Source organism: Clostridium celatum DSM 1785 (assembly GCF_000320405.1).
GTDB lineage: Bacteria > Bacillota > Clostridia > Clostridiales > Clostridiaceae > Clostridium > Clostridium celatum.
In genome coordinates this window covers 94,167-113,166 of the sequence record NZ_KB291645.1, presented here as the reverse complement: position 1 = coordinate 113,166, position 19,000 = coordinate 94,167, and the positions used below count along the sequence as shown (strand labels likewise).

Genomic DNA, 19,000 nt, shown 5'->3' with positions numbered 1-19,000 from the left:
AATAATTCATTTATGAAAGTGGAGGAATAAAAATGAGAAGTAAAAAATTAAAGTTAATGGTAGGGGCATTATTAGTTACTATGGTAGGAGCTACATTTGTAGGATGTGGATCTGATAAATCAGCAGAAGGTGGAAATAATGGTTCTGGAGCGGTTACTGTTTCAATTTCAGGTTCAACTTCAGTAGGGCCATTAATGGAAAAGATTCAAGAAAAATATGAAGAAGAAAATAATAATATTACATTAGAAATACAACAAAATGGTTCAGGGGCAGGAATAAAAGATGTTATTGGTGGAGTTTCAGAAATAGGAATGTCTTCAAGAGAATTAAAGGATGAAGAAAAGGGTTCAGTTAAAGGAACTACAATTGCATATGATGGAATTGCTTTACTAGTAAATCCTAATAACCCAGTTAAAAACATATCTTTAGAAGATGTGAAAAATGTGTATACTGGTAAAATTACCAACTGGAAAGAGCTAGGCGGAACTGATTCACCAATCGTAGTTGTTTCAAGAGAAGAAGGTTCAGGAACTAGAGATGCATTCCAAGAAATAGTAGGATACGCATCAGAAGAGTTAACTAAAGATGCATCAATTTCAGATGGTAGCGGAGCTGTTAAAACTACAGTAGCTGGAAATGAAAATGCAATTGGTTTTGCTTCTTTTGAATATATTGATAGCACTGTAGCAGCTTTACAAGTTGATGGAGTAGAACCAACAGCTCAAAACGTTAAAGATGCAAAATATAAAATATCAAGACCATTCTTATTAGTAACTAAAGAAGATACTTTAACAGAAAATGGTCAAAAATTAATTGACTACGTATTAAGCCCAGAGGGACAACAAATAGTAGAAGAAAATAAATTAATAACTATTGATTAATAACTATTGAATAATTTAAGTAAATAAAAATTACAAAAGGCAAATTAAAAATTAAACTTTGATTAAATAAAGTTTAAGGAAACTGCCTTGGCGGTTTCCTTGTTAATTTGCTATTTTTAATTTTAAATTTGTAATTTGAAAAGCAGTTATTACCATTAGGAGGACTAAAATGGTAGAAGAAAGTAAAAAAAATAAAAGCAAATATATAGTAGATAAAGTTACTAGAACAATATTTTTAATATGTGCACTTATAGCAGTTATAAGTTTAGTTTTAACTATAGGATTTGTATTTTATAAAGGTTTAAGACCATTTTTTGCAGAAGGAAAATCATTCACACAATTTATTTTTGGAACTGAATGGTATCCGACATCAGAAAATCAAAAGTATGGAATATTACCAATGATAATTGCATCTATTTATGGTACCATAGGAGCCTTAATAATAGGGGTACCAATAGGATTACTTACAGCAATTTTTATTTCAGAAGTAGCACCAAAAGGATTATCTAAAATTATAATTCCAGCAGTTGAGCTTTTAGCTGGAATACCATCTGTATTATACGGATTATTTGGTTTGGCAGTAATTGTTCCATGGATACAAAAGACCTTCAATTTACCACAAGGACAAAGTTTATTAGCAGTAATTATTGTATTGGCAGTTATGATGCTTCCGACTATAATTTCAGTTTCTACAACTGCAATAAAGGCTGTTCCAAAAAGCTATAAAGAAGGTTCGTTAGCACTTGGAGCTTCACATATAGAAACAACATTTAAGGTTGTAGTACCTGCAGCAAAATCAGGTATACTTGCAGCTATAGTATTAGGTTGCGGTAGAGCAATTGGAGAAACCATGGCTATTATCCTAGTTGGAGGAAATTCAGTTCAAATACCTACATCTATTTTTGATAAGGTGAGACCTCTTACAAGTAATATAGCTTTAGAAATGGGATATGCAACTCAATCACACCAAGAGTTATTATTTGCAACAGGTGTTGTATTATTTGCATTCATTTTAATATTAAACTTGGTTATTTCTAAACTTTCTAATAAGGAAGGTAAGTAAAATGAGAAAATTTAAAGAAAATATCTTAAAGGTATTATTATATTTATCAGCATTAATAACTGTTGGAATTTTAGTTTTTATAATAGGATTTATATTCATGAAAGGATATAAACTTATAAATTTTAATTATTTATTTGGTGATTATAAGCCATCAGGTGGTGGTGGAATTAAGCCATTTATAATTTCAACACTTTATACTATTGGATTATCATTAATTATTGCTACACCAATAGGGGTATTATCAGCAGTTTATTTACAAGAATATGCAAAGCAAGGTAGGCTTGTTAAAATAATAAGATATTCAACTGAAGCATTAGCAGGAATACCATCAATAGTTTATGGATTATTTGGAGCAGCATTTTTTGTAACTACATTGAAGTTTGGATATTCACTTATAGCAGGATCTTTAACTCTTGCAAATAATTTTACCAGTAATTATTCGTACAACAGAAGAGTCTTTAAAAGTGGTTCCACCATCATATAGAGAGGCTTCTCTTGGGCTTGGAGCAACAAGATTCCAAACTTTATATAAGGTTATACTTCCAAGTGCTATACCTGGTATACTTTCAGGAGTAATACTTTCAATGGGGCGTGTAATTGGAGAATCTGCAGCACTTTTCTTAACTGCAGGTACAGTTTATAAAATACCTACAAGCATAATGTCAAGTGGTAGAACTTTAACAGTTCATGCTTTTCTTGAAACTAAAGAGAAAGGTGATATTGCATCAGCAGCTGCTGCAGGGATAGTTTTAATTGTAATGATTTTAGTGTTAAACTTATTAGCCAAATTTATTAGTAACAGATTTAACAAGGCTAATTATTAATGTTTAATTTTTAAGTGGAATGATAGATAGTGCTAATTTTATATTAAGTAACTATATTAATGAAAGAAAATCAGAAGATTTTGAGGTGTAAATATGTCAAATATAATAAAACCTGAAATCCAGGTTAGAAATCTAGAACTTTTTTATGGTGATAATAAAGCATTAAAAAATATAAATTTAGATATAGAGTCAAAAAAAGTTACAGCATTAATTGGACCTTCAGGATGCGGTAAATCAACATTTTTAAGAACTTTAAATAGAATGAATGATTTAATTGAAGGAGTTAAAATTAATGGTCAAATACTAATAGATGGAAAGGACATATATAAGGAATATGATGAAATAGACCTTAGAAAAAAGGTTGGAATGGTGTTCCAAAAGCCTAATCCATTCCCAATGTCTATTTATGACAATATAGCTTACGGTCCTAGAATACATGGAATTAAAGATAAAAGGACTTTAGATGAAATAGTTGAAAAAAGTTTAAGAGGTGCTGCTCTTTTTGATGAAGTTAAAGATAGATTAAAGAAGTCTGCATTAGGTCTTTCAGGAGGACAACAACAAAGATTATGTATAGCTAGAACTATAGCAGTCTCTCCTGAAATAATATTAATGGATGAGCCGACATCAGCACTAGATCCTATTTCTACCAATAAAATGGAAGAACTTATGGATCAATTAAAAAAGCAATATACAGTTGTAATTGTTACTCATAATATGCAACAAGCAGGAAGAATTGCCGATAAAACTGCATTTTTCTTATCAGGAGAAGTTGTTGAATATGGAAAGACAGAGGATATATTCTATAGACCAAAGGATAAGAGAACAGAAGATTATATAACAGGTAGATTTGGATAAAATTACGTGTGTTAAAAGGGAATATTTAATAAGGGTAATTATAAATTAAAGTTTTGAGTAAAAATATGTTTAGGTTATAATTTGAGAGTAGGGAGTGAAATCATGACAAGAAATCTTTTAGACAAAAGAATGAAGATTTTAACTGCTGAGCTTGCTGAAATGGGAAGTTTAGTTGAAAAGCAAATATATAACAGTATAGAAGCTTTTAGAAACAAAGACATGGCTCTTGCAAAGCAAGTAATGGACAATGATGATAAAGTTGATGAATTAAATAGAAAAATAGAAGAACAGTGTTTAAAATTTATGGCAATGGAATCTCCAGTAGCTACAGACTTAAGAAAAATATTTACAACTTCTAAAATAGTTACAGATTTAGAGAGAATGGCTGATTATGCAGTTGATATTTGTAAAATTGCACAAAGAGTTGAATTTGATATTTTAGGAGAAGAATGCGAACCAATTTGGCAAATGGTAGATATTTTAAGAAAAATGATTAATAAATCACTTTCAGCTTTTGTTGCAGGTGATGTAAAGGCTGCTTATGAAATTTGCAAAATGGATGATCAGGTTGATATTTTATATCGTGGTTTATTTAGCGATATGTTAAAGAAAATGGCAAAAGATGAAACAATCATTAACAAAGGAGCACAAATATTATTTGCATCTAAATATTTAGAGAGAGTTGGCGATCATGTAACTAATATATGTGAGTGGATAATTTTTTCAGCAAAAGGTGATTATGTAGATTTAAATGAGTAATAATAAGAATATAAGGGGAACCTTATATTCTTTTTTTTACTAAAGTTGTTGGTTGACTGAATATAATTAATAGGTTAATATATCATAGAGATGGTAGGTAATTATAGGAGTGTGACATTATGAAAAATGTAATAACAAGTGTAATGCCTGATAGTATTGCTGAAGAAGTCGGCATAGAAGTAAATGATATTTTATTATCAGTAAATGGAGAAAAGATAGTTGATATTATAGACTACAGGTTTTTAACTAGTGATGAAGAAATAGTTTTAGAAATCCAAAAACCAAATGGTGAAGTATGGGATTATGAAATAGAAAAAGAATATGGAGAAGAATTAGGCCTTGAGTTTGGTGGCGGTATTATGGATAAGGCAAAGAGATGCAGTAACAAGTGTATGTTTTGTTTTATTGACCAAAACCCTAAAGGTATGAGAGAAAGTCTTTACTTTAAGGATGATGATTCAAGACTTTCATTCCTTCAAGGTAACTTTGTTACTTTAACTAATATGAAGGAAGAAGATATTGATAGAATTATTAAATATAGAATTAGTCCAATAAATATTTCGGTACATACAACAAATCCAGAACTTAGAGTTAAGATGCTTAGCAATAGATTTGCAGGAGCAGTTTATGATAGAATGAAGAGATTAGCTGAAGCTGGAATTGAAATGCATTGCCAAATAGTTCTTATACCAGAAGTTAATAACGGAGAAGAATTAAAAAGAACTATAACGGATTTATATGAACTATATCCATCAGTAGCTAATATAGCAGTAGTTCCAATTGGAGTTACTAAATATAGAGATGGATTAGCTAAAGTAAAAACATTCACTAATGAAACGGCAAGAAAAGAATTAGAAATGGTTATGGAGTTCCAAAAGAGATTTATGGAAGAAATAAATGATCCATTTGTAAGGTTTTCTGATGAGTTTTATTTAGTGTCAGGTATAGATGTGCCTGAAGAAAGCTTTTATAATGGGTATGAGCAAATAGAAGATGGAATTGGAATGATTAGATGCTTTAGAGAAGCTATAAACTATTCTGCTCAACATCTAGATAAAAATATAAAAGGAACTTTTTCTGTTCCAACAGGAAAGCTTGCTTTTGATGAAGTAAGTAATGGAATGAAAAAGTTAATGGAAGTTAACCCTAATATTAAAATAGATACATATAAAATTATTAACCACTTTTTTGGAGAAACAATAACTGTTGCAGGTCTTCTTACTGGAACTGATATTATTTCACAACTGAAAGGCAAAATTAATAGTGAGTATTTAATAATGCCAAATAATATGTTTAGAAAAGGATATGAATTAGGTCCTGCTGAGTATATTATGTTAGATGATACAAAGATAGAAGACATAGAAGAGGCATTAGGTGTTAAAGTACTTGTCTGTGATCATACAGGCGAAGATATAGTAAGTATAATAAATGAAGCATGTCAGGAGGAAAATAGATAATGGCAAAACCAATAGTAGCTATAGTTGGAAGACCAAATGTAGGTAAATCTACATTATTCAATAAATTAGCAGGAAAAAGAATTTCAATAGTTCAAGATACACCAGGTGTAACAAGAGATAGAGTATATGCAGAAGCAGAATGGCTAAGTCATACTTTTACAATGATTGATACAGGTGGTATAGAACCAGAAAACCAAGATATAATAGTTAAGCAAATGAGAAGACAAGCAAATATTGCTATAGAAACTGCTGACGTTATAATGTTTGTAGTTGATGGTAAAGAAGGATTAACAGCAGCTGATAATGAAGTTGCTACTATGCTTAGAAAGTCTAAGAAACCAGTAGTTCTTGTTGTTAATAAAATTGATAATTTAAAGGATGAAGAAAATGCATGGGAATTCTATAAGTTAGGTATAGGTGACCCAGTTGCTATATCTGCAGGTCTAGGAAAAGGTCTTGGAGATATGTTAGATATGGTAGTAGCTCACTTTGATTCAATAGCAAGCAAAGAAGAGGAAGAAGAAGACATAAAAATTGCTATGATAGGTAAACCTAACGTAGGTAAGTCATCTTTAATTAATAGATTATTAGGTGAAGATAGATTAATAGTTTCTGATATAGCAGGTACAACAAGAGATGCTATAGATAGTAAGGTTGAAACTGAGTTTGGTAAGTTTACTTTAATAGATACAGCAGGTCTTAGAAGAAAGAGCAAAGTGAAAGAAGAAATTGAGAGATATTCAGTAATTAGAACACTTGCAGCTGTTGAAAGAGCTGATGTTTGTATTTTAATGATTGATGCAACAGAAGGTGTAACAGAGCAAGATGAAAAAATTATAGGATTTGCTCATGAGTTAAACAAAGCTATAATGGTTATTGTTAACAAGTGGGATTTAATAGAAAAAGATGATAAGACTATGGATGTTTATAAGAAAGACCTTCAAAGCAAGCTTAAATTTATAAAATATGCTAAATTCTTATTTATATCAGCATTAACAGGTCAAAGAGCACATAAAGTTTTAGAAGTTGCAAAAGAGTGTTATGATAACTATGATAAGAGAGTTGGTACTGGGGTACTTAATGATGTTATAAGTAAAGCAATATTAATGAAGGAACCTCCAATTGTAGCATTAAAGAGATTAAAAATATACTATGCAACTCAAGTAGCTACAAAACCACCAAAGTTTGTATTCTTCGTTAATGATGTAAATGCAAGACATTTCTCATATGAAAGATACTTAGAAAATCAACTAAGAGAAAGCTTTGATTTTAGTGGTACTGGAATTCAAATAGAGTATAGGGAAAGAAAGGATAGTTAATTATGAGTAAGGTGACTTTTTTAGGCGGAGGAAGTTTTGGAATTTCCTTAGCAATTTTATTAGCAAACAAAGGAAATACGGTTTCTATATATGATAGAGATAGCGGCGTTGTAGAAGATATTAATGTTAATAGAAAAAATGATAAATTCATTAAGGGGCTAGAAGTGCCTAAAAATGTTACAGCTTATAATAACTTAGAAGATGCTATAGTTAATACTGATTATGTAGTATTAGCTGTTCCATCTCATGTTATTAGAATTGCATCTAGAAGTTTAAATGGTTTAATTGATGAAAGCATACCTGTTATATGTATTGCAAAAGGAATTGAAGAAGGAACTAATAAAACTTTAGTAGAAGTTATAGAGGAAGAAATTAAAAATCCTGTAGTTGTATTATCAGGTCCAAGTTATGCAGAAGAAGTTGCATTTAATGTTCCAACAACTGTACTTACATCATCAAAAAATATGAAATGTGCAGAAGAAGTTCAAGATTTATTTATGACTAAGACTTTTAGAGTTTATACTAATGATGATTTAATTGGAGTAGAAATTGGTGGAGCTGTAAAAAATATTATTGCTCTTGCAGCAGGTGTTTGTGATGGTTTAGGTTATGGTGATAATACTAAGGCAGCACTTATGACTAGAGGTATGGCTGAAATAGTTAGAATAGGAACTAAGCTTGGTGGAAAAATAGAAACATTTTTAGGACTTACGGGCATGGGAGACTTAATAGTTACTTGTACTAGTATGCACTCTAGAAATAGAAGAGCAGGATACTTAATAGGTACTGGAAAGACTAGAGAAGAAGCAGTTCTTGAAGTTGGAATGGTAGTAGAAGGTATTAAAGCTTGTCATGCATTTTATGAGTTAAAAGAAAAATTAAATGTTGAAATGCCAATTACAGATGCTTTATATAAAGTTTTATTTGAAAATAAAGATGCAAAAACAATGGTAAATGAATTATTGGAAAGAGATAAAAAATCTGAAAATAATTAATTAAATTTAAAGAAGCTATTTTAATAATAGCTTCTTTTTTTGTATTTAAGTACATATAGTTTATTAAGGTAAATATATATTTTTAAATTTAAAATAAGAAGTTTAAAAAAACAGTATACTTTTTTAGATATAAGAATATATATATAGTGTTAAAAATAAATAGGAGGATGTACTTATGGGCGATTTCAATATATATAAGGATATAGCAGAAAGAACTCAAGGGGACATATATTTAGGGGTAGTTGGACCAGTTAGAACGGGAAAATCTACATTTATAAAAAAATTTATGGACCTAATGGTTATACCAAAGATTGATAATACTTATAAAAAAGAAAGAGCAAAGGATGAGCTTCCACAAAGTGGCTCAGGAAAAACTATTCATACTACAGAACCTAAATTTGTTCCAAATGAGGCTGTAGAAATAACTATTGATGAGGATATAAGATTAAAGGTAAGAATGGTAGATTGTGTAGGATATATAGTTAAGGGGGCACTTGGATTCTCAGAGGATGATGCACCAAAAATGGTAAACACTCCATGGTTTGAAGATGAAATTCCTTTTGAGGCAGCAGCTGAAATTGGAACTAGAAAGGTAATAACTGACCATTCTACTGTAGGACTTGTAGTTACTACTGATGGTAGTATTACAGGAATAAATAGAGAAGATTATGTAGAAGCAGAAGAGAGAGTTGTAGAAGAATTAAAGGCTATAAATAAGCCATTCATAGTAGTACTTAACACTAAAAACATAAATTCGCCTGAAACTGATGCATTAAAGGATGAATTAGAAAAGAAATATGATGTTGAAGTTCAGGTTATGGACGTATTCAATATGACTGAAAAAGATATTGAGAAGTTATTCAAAAATGTACTTAAGGAATTCCCGGTAAAAGAAATAAATATAGATATGCCAGAATGGGTAGAGTGTCTTGAACCAGATCATTGGCTAAAAAAAGAATTCTTTAAGATTATTAAGGGAATGTGCCAAAATGTAGATAAGATAAGAGACATAAAACCAGCATTTTATGATGCTAAGGAAAATCAAAATTTAAGCGCATCAGACTTAAATGAAATTAACTTAGGAGAAGGAACTGCTAATATATTACTTAAACCTAGTGAAACAATTTTCTATAAGGTTCTTAGTGAAAATTGTGGAGTAGATGTATCAAATGAAAGTGATTTAATATCACTTGTTAAAGAATTAAATATTGCAAAGGTTGAATATGATAAGATAAAAGATGCTTTAGTGGATGTAAAAGAAACAGGATATGGATTAGTTGCGCCTCAACTTAGTGAAATGAAATTTGAAGAACCTGAAATTGTTAAACAAGGAAGTAAGTTTGGGGTTAAACTAAAAGCAAGTGCACCATCACTTCATTTTATTAAAGCTGATATTAAAACTGAAATTAGTCCAATAATGGGTTCAGAAAAAGAAAGTGAAGAGTTAGTTAAAGCATTGATGGAACAATTTGACAAAGATCCTGCATCAGTTTGGCAAAGCAATATGTTTGGTAAATCATTAGAGGTACTTGTTAAAGAAGGATTACAAAATAAATTGTATAAAATGCCAGAAGATGTTCAAGTTAAAATCCAAAAAACACTTCAAAAGATTATAAATGAAGGTAATGGCGGATTGATTTGTATAATATTATAAAAAGTTAGAAATTTAAAGTTAAAAGCTTAGTGCAAAATATGCCTAAGCTTTTAATTTTTTTTATTAATTATTAAGAAATATAGAAATAAATAAAGAAATTTAGTGTAAATAAATTACTATATAGAATAGAATATATTAAGCAGATAGTATTTATGCTTAATATATTATAGTAAAGAGGGATATAGTATGGAAAGCAGATTTTGTACCTATAAAAGAGTAGGATATTTAAGGCGAAAGATAGCTAGTGAGTTAGGTATAGGGTTTACCGGAGTTATATATGCATCCCCAGGAGTATTGAAGCATATTATTAAGAGGCACGGGAAACAACTTGATAAAAAAACTAGGGACGGTATTCTTGATAGGATGAAAAAGATACTTGAAGAGCCTGACTATATTGGCATATATAAAAATGAACAGGGACAGACTGCTGTAGAATTTATTAAGACAATGTATACTAATTTGCTTTTAGGAGTGGAAGTAGATGAAGAAAATGAATATATTTATGTAACAACAATGTATCCAATTACCGATAAAAAAATTGCAAATAGAATATACAGTGGAAAATTAATAGAAATGAAATCCATTAAATAAATATTATTTGCGATAAAATTTTTTTGAATGTATAATATTTAAGAATAATATATATAGATGATTGTTGAGGTGAGAAAAGGCTCCTCATGCGCTAGTATTAATGTAGTAAACAGAGATGCAGGATAATGTCGACCTGCCGATAATCATCTATATTATATAATTGATTACAAGGTAAGTAAGCTTGATTTCAAGGTTAAATAAGTATTATATAAGTAGAAAATTTGTACAAGTTTTTTATTTTAGAAGAATAATATATAAACTAAAGATGTGGAGGACAAGATGAAAAAAATAGCAGTAGTATTTAATGGTGGAACGATATCCATGAAAGTAGATGAAAGAATAAAAGCAGCAGTACCTAGCTTAACTGGTGAAGAAATAATGTCCATGGTTACAGGCATTGAAGAATTTGCAGAAATAGAATCTTATAGTTTTTCAAGTATGCCATCACCTCATATGACTTTTAAAACTATGATAAAACTTAGTAAGTTTATTAAAGAGTTATTAGAAAGAGATGACATTGATGGTGTAGTTATAACTCATGGAACAGATACATTAGAAGAAACAGCATATCTTTTAGATTTAACTATAAATAGTAATAAGCCAATAGTTATAACAGGTGCAATGAGAAGTGGTTCGGAGCTTGGATATGATGGGCCATCAAATTTAGCAGCATCTATTTGTACAGCTATATCTGATGATGCTAAAGGGAGAGGTGTTCTTGTATGCTTCAATGGTGAGTTAAATTCAGCATCTGAAGTTACAAAAGCTAATTCTATGGCTCTTAATGCATTTAGAACTCCAAACTTTGGACCTATAGGAATAGTTGATAATAATAAAGTTATGTTTTATAGAGAAACAAAAAATACTGAAACTTATGATGTTTCAGATATAAAAAAAGATGTTGCATTAATTAAGTGTGTAGCTGATATGGATTCAACATTAATGGATTTTGTTATAGAAAAAGGCTTTGGAGGAATTGTAATAGAAGGTTTAGGAAGAGGAAATGTTCCACCTAAAATGGTTGAAGGTATAAAAAGAGCAATAGAAAAAGAAGTGCCAGTTGTAATAGTATCAAGATGTTTTGAAGGCAGAGTACATGAATCATATGGATATGAAGGTGGCGGCAAAATGCTTAAGGATCTTGGAGTTATATTTGGTGATACATTAGCAGGACAAAAGGCAAGAATAAAATTAGTTCTTGCAATTAATTCTGGATTGTCATATGAGAAAATAAGAGATATATTTTAAATAATAATTATTTTAAGTAATAATATAAAAAAGAGACTTTATCAATTTTATTTTGGTACAGGCTCTTTTTTTATTTTAGATATAAATATTTAAAGGATTTGAGGAATAAGTTTTAAATAGGAGTATAAAAGGATAATGTGCATAAAAAATAAAAAGGGGGAATTATTAATGCAAACTGTATCAAAAAAAGAAAAACTCCTGCCTATTTTTTTAAACAAAAATGTAGACATGAAAAAGGAGATGTTAGCAGGGTTAACTACATTTTTAACTATGGCATATATTATTGCTGTTAATCCTAATATCTTATCATCAACAGGTATGCCTGCTGGAGCATTAGTTACAGCAACTTGTTTATCAGCAGCAATTGCTTCTATACTTATGGGGCTTTTTGCAAATCTTCCATTTGCTTTAGCATCAGGAATGGGGCTTAATGCGTATTTTGCATATACTGTTGTAGGACAAATGGGAGTATCATGGGAGGTTGCTTTAACTGCAGTTTTTATAGAAGGTATTATATTTATTGTATTATCATTGTTTAAAGTTAGAGAAGCTGTAGTAAATTCTATTCCTAAAAATATGAAGTTGGCAGTCACAGGTGGTATAGGATTATTTATAGCTTTTATAGGTATGGTTAATGCAGGTTTAGTAGTAGCTAATGAATCTACTATGGTTGAACTTGGAAAGTTTACTCCAGCAGTAATAATATCAATTATAGGACTTATAATAATAGCTGTTTTAGATAAAAAACGTGTAAGAGGCGCTATTCTTTGGGGAATATTAATTTCAGCGATAATAGGATGGGGATATGCGTTAATTAATAAAGAAGCAGCAGCAAATTTAGGAATCTACTTACCAACAGGTATCTTTAAGTTTGAAGGAATAGGAGAAATTGCAGGAAAAGTTGATTTAGTAAATGCGTTTAGTGCAGAAAATATCAAAATGTTTATAACAGTAGTATTTACTTTTCTATTTGTAGATTTCTTTGATACTGTAGGAACATTAGTAGGTGTTTGCTCAAAAGCTAAAATGCTAGATGATGAAGGTAATGTTCCTAATGCTGGGAGAGCTCTTCTAGTAGATGCAGTAGGAACAACTGCAGGCGCATTGCTAGGGGTATCTACAGTTACTACTTATGTTGAAAGTTCAACTGGTGTTGCAGCAGGTGGAAGAAGTGGGTTTACAGCTATAACTACAGGGGTTTTATTTTTAATTGCTATGCTATTTTCGCCAATATTTATAGCAATTCCAAGTTGTGCAACAGCACCAGCTTTAATTTATGTTGGATATTTAATGCTTGGAGCTGTAAAAGAAATTGATTTTGATAATATAACAGAAGGTGTTCCAGCTTTCTTAACTATTGCAGCGATGCCGTTAACTTATAGTATAGGAAATGGATTGACTCTTGGTATATTATCATATGTTATAATTAATTTATTATATAACTTGATATTTGCTAGAAAGAAAGAAGAAAAGGTAAAAGTATCTTGGATTATGTATGTTTTAGCAATTATATTTATATTAAAAATAGCTTTCTTGTAAAAATAAAAATTCAAAGTGATACTTAATTTTATTGATGCAGACTTTAAGAAAAAATGAAAATTAAAAGTTAAAGATATAAAATGGTAAATGAAAATTTTAAATTATTAAGCAATTTTTTTATAATTAAAAAAATAAAAAGCTTTTTTAATTTAATGTTTAATTTGCCATTTTATTTTTTTGATATAAAATATATATAAATATAAAATGTTAACAATTTGTGAACAAAATATTGACATATGTAATGTTAAAGTTATAAACTAATTGATATTGACAGAGATACAGAAATTTGCGAATTTAATATAATAAAAATTAAAAAAATTTTATATTTGGCATAAAGCAAATATAAGTTAGGAGAAAAGTATGGTAAGGAGTATGACTAGCTTCGGAAGAAGTAGCAGTGAAGAAGGCAAGAAACGTTTCTTTACTGTTGAAATGAAAAGTGTAAATAGCAGATATTTAGATGTAAACATTAGAATGCCTAAAAGCTTAATATCATTAGAAGAAGAAATAAGAAAAATAATAAATAACACATTAAGCAGAGGTAAGGTTGATGTATTTATAAATTTAAAAACTTACTCAGACGGTAATGGAATTCCAAAAGTTGATATGAATTTAGCTGAAGGATATTTAAAATGTTTAAAAGAAATAGAAAAAAAGCTAGGAATTAAAAATGATATTTCGGTAATGCAAATTGCAAGATTTTCAGATGTTATAACTGTAGTTGAAGAGGAAGATAAAATAGAGGAAATATTAGATGAAATAAAACCTCTAATAAAAAACTCTCTTGATATGATGATAGCAATGAGAGAAGTTGAAGGAAATAAGCTTAAAGAAGATATTTTATTTAAAATTTCTCAAATAGAAGAACTAGTTAAAAAGGTTGAGGAGTTTGCAGATAGTATACCTAAAACATTTAAAGTTAAGCTTGAAGAAAGATTAAAAGAACTTTTAGGAAATGTTGAAATAGATGAAAATAGAGTTGCGATGGAAGTTTGTATGTTAGCAGATAAAGCAACAATAGATGAAGAGATAATAAGACTTAACAGTCATATTAATCAAGTAAGAAAAACTTTAAGTTTAAATGAACCAATTGGAAGAAAGCTTGACTTTATAGTACAAGAAATGAATAGGGAGACAAATACTATTGGCTCAAAATCTAGTGATATCCAAATGACTAATATAGTCATTGATATAAAAAATATACTTGAAAAAATAAGAGAGCAAGTACAGAATATTGAATAATAGGAGGAGAGTCATGGGTATAAAATTAATTAATATTGGTTTTGGAAACATAGTATCAGCCAATAGACTTGTTGCAATAGTAAGTCCAGAGTCAGCACCAATTAAGAGAATAATCCAAGAAGCAAGAGATAGAGGAATGCTTATTGATGCAACTTATGGAAGAAGAACAAGAGCTGTTATAATAACAGATAGTGATCATGTTATTTTATCAGCAGTTCAACCAGAGACTGTTGCACACAGATTAGTAGCTAAAGATGAAACTGTAGATGAGGTTGATGAATAATGCAAAATAATAAAGGTTTATTAATTGTTATTTCTGGGCCTTCAGGAGCAGGAAAGGGAACTATTTGTAAAGCACTTTTAGAAAAACATGATGACTTATTTATTTCCGTTTCAGCCACTACAAGAAGCCCAAGAGCTGGAGAAGTTGATGGTGTAAATTATCACTTTTTAACTAAAGAAGATTTTATATCTAAAGTAGAAAGTAATGATTTTTTAGAATACGCTGAAGTACATGGAAATATGTATGGAACACCAAAGTTTAAAGTTGAAGAAATGCTAGCTGAAGGCAAAAATGTTATATTAGAAATTGATATTCAAGGTGCATTGAAAGTTAAGGAAAACTTTAGCGAAGGGGTATTCATATTTATTCTTCCACCATCAATGGAAGAGTTAAAGCAAAGAATAATAAAAAGAGGTAGTGAAACTGAAGAGTCATTAATGACAAGATTTAAAAATGCATATCAAGAAATAAACTATGTTTCTAAATATAATTATGCAGTAGTTAATGATGAAGTTTTAACGGCGGTTAGTAAAATAGAAGGTATAATTGCCGCAGAAAAATGTAGAGTAGATAGAATAAAAGATACAATATTAGATTCTAAGGAGGGCTTAATTCATGAACAACTCTATGATTAATCCATCAGTGGTGGACTTATTAAAAAAGGTAGAAGATAGATATTCACTAGTTATAGTAACATCAAGAAGAGCAAGACAAATAATCGATGGTAGCCAAGTATTAACTAACAATCCATCAAAGAAACCATTAACAATTGCTGTTAATGAAGTAAATGAAGGAGCAATTTCTTATCATAAAACTGATAAGGAGTAAACTGCTATGAGTAAATGTGTTGTTATTGGAGTTACTGGTGGTATTGCTGTATATAAGGCATTAGATGTAATTAGTGCTTTAAGAAAGAAAGACATTGAAGTACATGTTATAATGACAGAAAGTGCTTCTAAGTTTGTAAATCCATTAACTTTTCAATCTATTAGTCAAAATATGGTTGTTACTGATATGTTTGCAGAACCAAAAGCGTGGGAAATTCAACATATATCATTAGCACAAAAAGCTGATTTGATGCTTGTTGCTCCATGCACTGCAAATGTATTAGGAAAAGTAGCAAATGGTATAGCAGATGATATGTTAACAACTACTATAATGGCTACAAAAGCAAAAGTTGTTTTTGCGCCAGCTATGAATACTAACATGTATGAAAATAAGATAGTTCAAAATAATATACAAAAGCTAAAAAGCTTTGGTTATGAATTTATTGAACCGGCAAGTGGAAGATTAGCTTGTGGAGATATAGGTAAAGGTAAGCTGGCTGATGTAAATACAATTGTTGAAAGAGTACTATTTGAATTAGAGGATAAAGAGCAGGATTTAAAAGGTAAAAAGGTACTTATAAGTGCAGGTCCAACTATAGCACCTATAGATCCAGTTAGATATATTACAAATAGATCTACAGGAAAGATGGGATATGCAATTGCTGAAGAAGCAAGAGATAGAGGAGCTGAGGTTACTTTAGTATCAGGACCAACAAATTTAGAACCACCAAAAAACGTAAGAATAATTAACATAAGAACTAATGAAGAAATGAAAAAAGAAATCTTTGAGAACTTTGCTGATTCAGATATTGTTATTAAATCAGCTGCTGTAGCTGATTATAAACCAAAGGAATATAGCAAAGAAAAGATAAAAAAAGGTGAGGGAGACTTAAACCTTTGCTTAACTAGAGATAATGATATATTAAAAATGTTAGGCGAAAGCAAAACTCATCAAATATTAGTAGGCTTTGCAGCAGAAAGTAATAATGTAATTGAAAATGCTAACAAAAAGCTTATAAATAAAAATTTAGATTTTATCGTTGCAAATGATATTACTGCAAGTGATACAGGCTTTGGTAGCGATGATAATAAAGTAATTATTATTTCAAAGGATAATAAAGCTATGCATCTTGATAAGATGAGTAAAAAAGAAGTTGCAAGTAATATATTTGATATGATTCTAGGAAAGCGCTAATTGCGCTTTTCTTTGTATAAAAATAGTTTTTGTATATGAGGGTGATGTTTTGAAGCTTTATGCTGAGATAATAGTAAATAGTGACGCATTAGAAATAGATAGACCTTTTACATATAAAGTACCTCATGAATTAGAAGAGGACATAAAAATAGGCCAAATAGTAAAAGTACCATTTGGTTTTGGAAATAGATATTCCGAAGGATTTGTGCTTAGTATAAAAAAAGAAGAGGAAGCTTGTTTAAACTTTAAAGTTAAGGAAATATCATCTATTGAAAATAAAGAACCTATAATTACCGAAGCAGATATTGAACTTATAAATTTTTTAAGAACAAAATATCTTTGTAAATATATTGATGCTTTTAGATTGCTTATTCCAACAGGAATATTAAAAGGTGCAAAAAGCAAAAGTAAAAAGGTCATAGCTTTTATAGATGATGATTTAAGCAAGTTTAAAAGTAAAGATGGTTATACAGAAATAATTGATTTTATAAAAAGTAATTCAGGAGTATATACAAAAGCAGAACTTACTAAAAATCACTCAATTTCTTTATATAAGTTAAATAAACTAATAGAGAATGGAAATTTATTAGTAGAAGAAGAAACTGTTTATAGGTATAATGATAGAATTTATATAAAGGATAATGAAAAAGAGTTAACATTTGAACAAAAAAATGTTATAGAAGAATTTTTAAATTCAAAAAAAAATATATTTTTACTTAAAGGTGTTACTGGATCTGGTAAAACTGAAGTATATATGAGATTAGTAGAAAAAACTTTATCTGAAAATAAAAGTGCAATAATACTGGTGCCGGAAATATCACTAACACCTCAAATGATTGAAAGATTTAAAGGAAGATTTGGAAGAGATGTTGCATTATTTCATAGTAAGCTTTCTGATGGTGAGCGTTTTGATGAATGGTATAGAGTAAGGCAAGGTAAGGCCAGGCTTATAGTAGGGGCAAGAAGTGCAATATTTCTGCCAGCAAAGAATTTAGGGCTTATTATAATTGATGAAGAGCATGAAAACACATATAAATCTGAACAAAATCCAAAGTATCAAACAAAAGAAGTTGCAGAATTTATAAGCAATCAACGAGGCTGTAAGGTTATTTTAGGTTCAGCTACTCCAAGTATTGAAAATTACTATAGAGCAATTACAGGGGAAATAGAGCTTTTAGAACTGAAAAATCGTGTAGATAATAAAGAAATGCCTCCTATGCAAGTTATAGATATGAGAGAAGAATTAAGATCAGGAAATAAGTCTTTATTTAGTAGAGAACTTTATAAGAGTATAAATGAAACTTTAAGTAAAGGCGAGCAAGTTATATTATTTTTAAATAGAAGAGGGTTTTCTACTTTTGTTTCTTGTAGAAGTTGTGGTTATGTATTTAAATGTGAGGAATGTGATATTTCAATGACATATCATAAGAATGGTTTTTTAGTTTGTCATTATTGTGGAAAAACTAAAAGAGAACCAAAGGTATGTCCTAAATGTGATAGTAAGTATGTAAAGTTTTTTGGAGCTGGAACTCAAAGAGTGGAAGAGGAAGTTAGAAAGTACTTTAAAGATGCAAGAGTTCTTAGAATGGATGTAGATACAACTAGAGAAAAAAACTCTCATGAAAAAATATATAATGCTTTTAAAGAAAAAAAAGCAAATATACTTATAGGTACTCAAATGGTATCAAAAGGATTGGATTTTAAAGATGTAACTTTAGTTGGAATATTAGCTGCAGATATGTCTATAAATATACCAGATTATAGATCAGGAGAAAAAACATTTCAAATTATAACACAGGTTGCCGGGAGAGCTGGTAGAGGAGAAAAGCAAGGGAAGGTTATAATACAAACATATACACCAGAACATTATAGTTTAAATTATGCAATAAATTATGATTATGAAGGCTTTTATGAAAAAGAATTCACAATTAGAGCGTTGATGAAGTATCCACCGTTTGGTAAAATATTTTTAATAAATGGAATTTCAAAAAATGAAGAGTTATTAAAAGAATTTATGCATAAAATATTTAATATAATAGAACCGTTGGTAAAAAAGGAATATGATTTAGAAATTTTAGGACCAATTCCTTGTATGATATCTAAAATAAAGGAAAATTATAGGTGGCAAATTATAATAAAGGGTGAATTTAATGATGAATTTGCTAAAAATATTAAAGAATTACTTTATGAAGAGAACAAGAACGTATATAATGATATACGAATAAGTATAGATATAAATCCAAACAATTTAAATTAGGAGGAAAT

General features: G+C 29.5%; 19 protein-coding genes. All 19 read left to right on the top strand.

Annotated features, from left to right (window positions below):
- The first annotated feature begins 32 nt into the window (after positions 1–32).
- Positions 33–881, top strand: coding sequence for a phosphate ABC transporter substrate-binding protein (locus HMPREF0216_RS08380; protein WP_005213545.1), 849 nt, complete (start codon positions 33–35; stop codon positions 879–881).
- Between the two features lie 169 nt (positions 882–1,050).
- A complete protein-coding gene (gene pstC, locus HMPREF0216_RS08375; RefSeq protein WP_005213544.1) occupies positions 1,051–1,944 on the top strand; it encodes a phosphate ABC transporter permease subunit PstC in 894 nt (297 codons plus the stop codon).
- A 1-nt stretch (position 1,945) separates the two neighbouring features.
- Entirely contained in the window at positions 1,946–2,428 is a 483-nt protein-coding gene (locus tag HMPREF0216_RS18255) for an ABC transporter permease family protein (protein ID WP_005213543.1), read from the top strand.
- Positions 2,409–2,768: an ABC transporter permease subunit gene (locus HMPREF0216_RS18250; RefSeq protein WP_005213542.1), complete on the top strand. Its 360-nt coding sequence runs from the start codon at positions 2,409–2,411 to the stop codon at positions 2,766–2,768. The genes HMPREF0216_RS18255 and HMPREF0216_RS18250 overlap by 20 nt, the downstream gene beginning before the upstream one ends.
- 93 nt (positions 2,769–2,861) lie before the next feature.
- Positions 2,862–3,626 (top strand): phosphate ABC transporter ATP-binding protein PstB, encoded by a 765-nt coding sequence (gene pstB / locus HMPREF0216_RS08365; protein WP_005213541.1) that lies wholly within the window; start codon positions 2,862–2,864, stop codon positions 3,624–3,626.
- A 102-nt stretch (positions 3,627–3,728) separates the two neighbouring features.
- Positions 3,729–4,385 (top strand): phosphate signaling complex protein PhoU, encoded by a 657-nt coding sequence (gene phoU / locus HMPREF0216_RS08360; RefSeq protein ID WP_005213540.1) that lies wholly within the window; start codon positions 3,729–3,731, stop codon positions 4,383–4,385.
- Between the two features lie 119 nt (positions 4,386–4,504).
- Entirely contained in the window at positions 4,505–5,842 is a 1,338-nt protein-coding gene (locus HMPREF0216_RS08355) for a DUF512 domain-containing protein (protein ID WP_005213539.1), read from the top strand.
- Entirely contained in the window at positions 5,842–7,161 is a 1,320-nt protein-coding gene (der, locus tag HMPREF0216_RS08350) for a ribosome biogenesis GTPase Der (RefSeq protein ID WP_005213538.1), read from the top strand. The genes HMPREF0216_RS08355 and der overlap by 1 nt, the downstream gene beginning before the upstream one ends.
- A gap of 2 nt (positions 7,162–7,163) precedes the next feature.
- On the top strand, positions 7,164–8,156 hold the full coding sequence (locus HMPREF0216_RS08345; protein WP_005213537.1) for an NAD(P)H-dependent glycerol-3-phosphate dehydrogenase: 993 nt from the start codon (positions 7,164–7,166) through the stop codon (positions 8,154–8,156).
- 175 nt (positions 8,157–8,331) lie between these two features.
- Positions 8,332–9,810: a stage IV sporulation protein A gene (gene spoIVA, locus HMPREF0216_RS08340; protein ID WP_005213536.1), complete on the top strand. Its 1,479-nt coding sequence runs from the start codon at positions 8,332–8,334 to the stop codon at positions 9,808–9,810.
- 186 nt (positions 9,811–9,996) lie between these two features.
- Complete coding sequence (locus tag HMPREF0216_RS08335) at positions 9,997–10,401, top strand: PBECR3 domain-containing polyvalent protein (protein WP_005213535.1); 405 nt, start codon at positions 9,997–9,999, stop codon at positions 10,399–10,401.
- 279 nt (positions 10,402–10,680) lie between these two features.
- Entirely contained in the window at positions 10,681–11,649 is a 969-nt protein-coding gene (locus HMPREF0216_RS08330; RefSeq protein WP_040419473.1) for an asparaginase, read from the top strand.
- Between the two features lie 168 nt (positions 11,650–11,817).
- Complete coding sequence (locus HMPREF0216_RS08325) at positions 11,818–13,188, top strand: NCS2 family permease (protein ID WP_040419470.1); 1,371 nt, start codon at positions 11,818–11,820, stop codon at positions 13,186–13,188.
- A gap of 360 nt (positions 13,189–13,548) precedes the next feature.
- Positions 13,549–14,430, top strand: coding sequence for a YicC/YloC family endoribonuclease (locus HMPREF0216_RS08320; protein ID WP_005213531.1), 882 nt, complete (start codon positions 13,549–13,551; stop codon positions 14,428–14,430).
- 13 nt (positions 14,431–14,443) lie between these two features.
- Positions 14,444–14,713, top strand: a complete 270-nt coding sequence (remA, locus tag HMPREF0216_RS08315) for an extracellular matrix/biofilm regulator RemA (RefSeq protein WP_005213529.1) — start codon at positions 14,444–14,446, stop codon at positions 14,711–14,713.
- Positions 14,713–15,348 carry a guanylate kinase gene (gene gmk, locus HMPREF0216_RS08310; protein WP_005213527.1) on the top strand — a complete coding sequence of 212 codons (636 nt, stop codon included), beginning with the start codon at positions 14,713–14,715 and terminating at the stop codon, positions 15,346–15,348. Before remA ends, gmk begins: the two co-directional genes overlap by 1 nt.
- On the top strand, positions 15,329–15,541 hold the full coding sequence (rpoZ, locus tag HMPREF0216_RS08305) for a DNA-directed RNA polymerase subunit omega (RefSeq protein WP_040419464.1): 213 nt from the start codon (positions 15,329–15,331) through the stop codon (positions 15,539–15,541). The genes gmk and rpoZ overlap by 20 nt, the downstream gene beginning before the upstream one ends.
- A 6-nt stretch (positions 15,542–15,547) precedes the next feature.
- Complete coding sequence (gene coaBC, locus HMPREF0216_RS08300; RefSeq protein WP_005213522.1) at positions 15,548–16,735, top strand: bifunctional phosphopantothenoylcysteine decarboxylase/phosphopantothenate--cysteine ligase CoaBC; 1,188 nt, start codon at positions 15,548–15,550, stop codon at positions 16,733–16,735.
- Positions 16,736–16,784: 49 nt separating this feature from the next.
- On the top strand, positions 16,785–18,992 hold the full coding sequence (gene priA / locus HMPREF0216_RS08295; protein ID WP_005213519.1) for a primosomal protein N': 2,208 nt from the start codon (positions 16,785–16,787) through the stop codon (positions 18,990–18,992).
- Positions 18,993–19,000 lie beyond the last annotated feature (8 nt).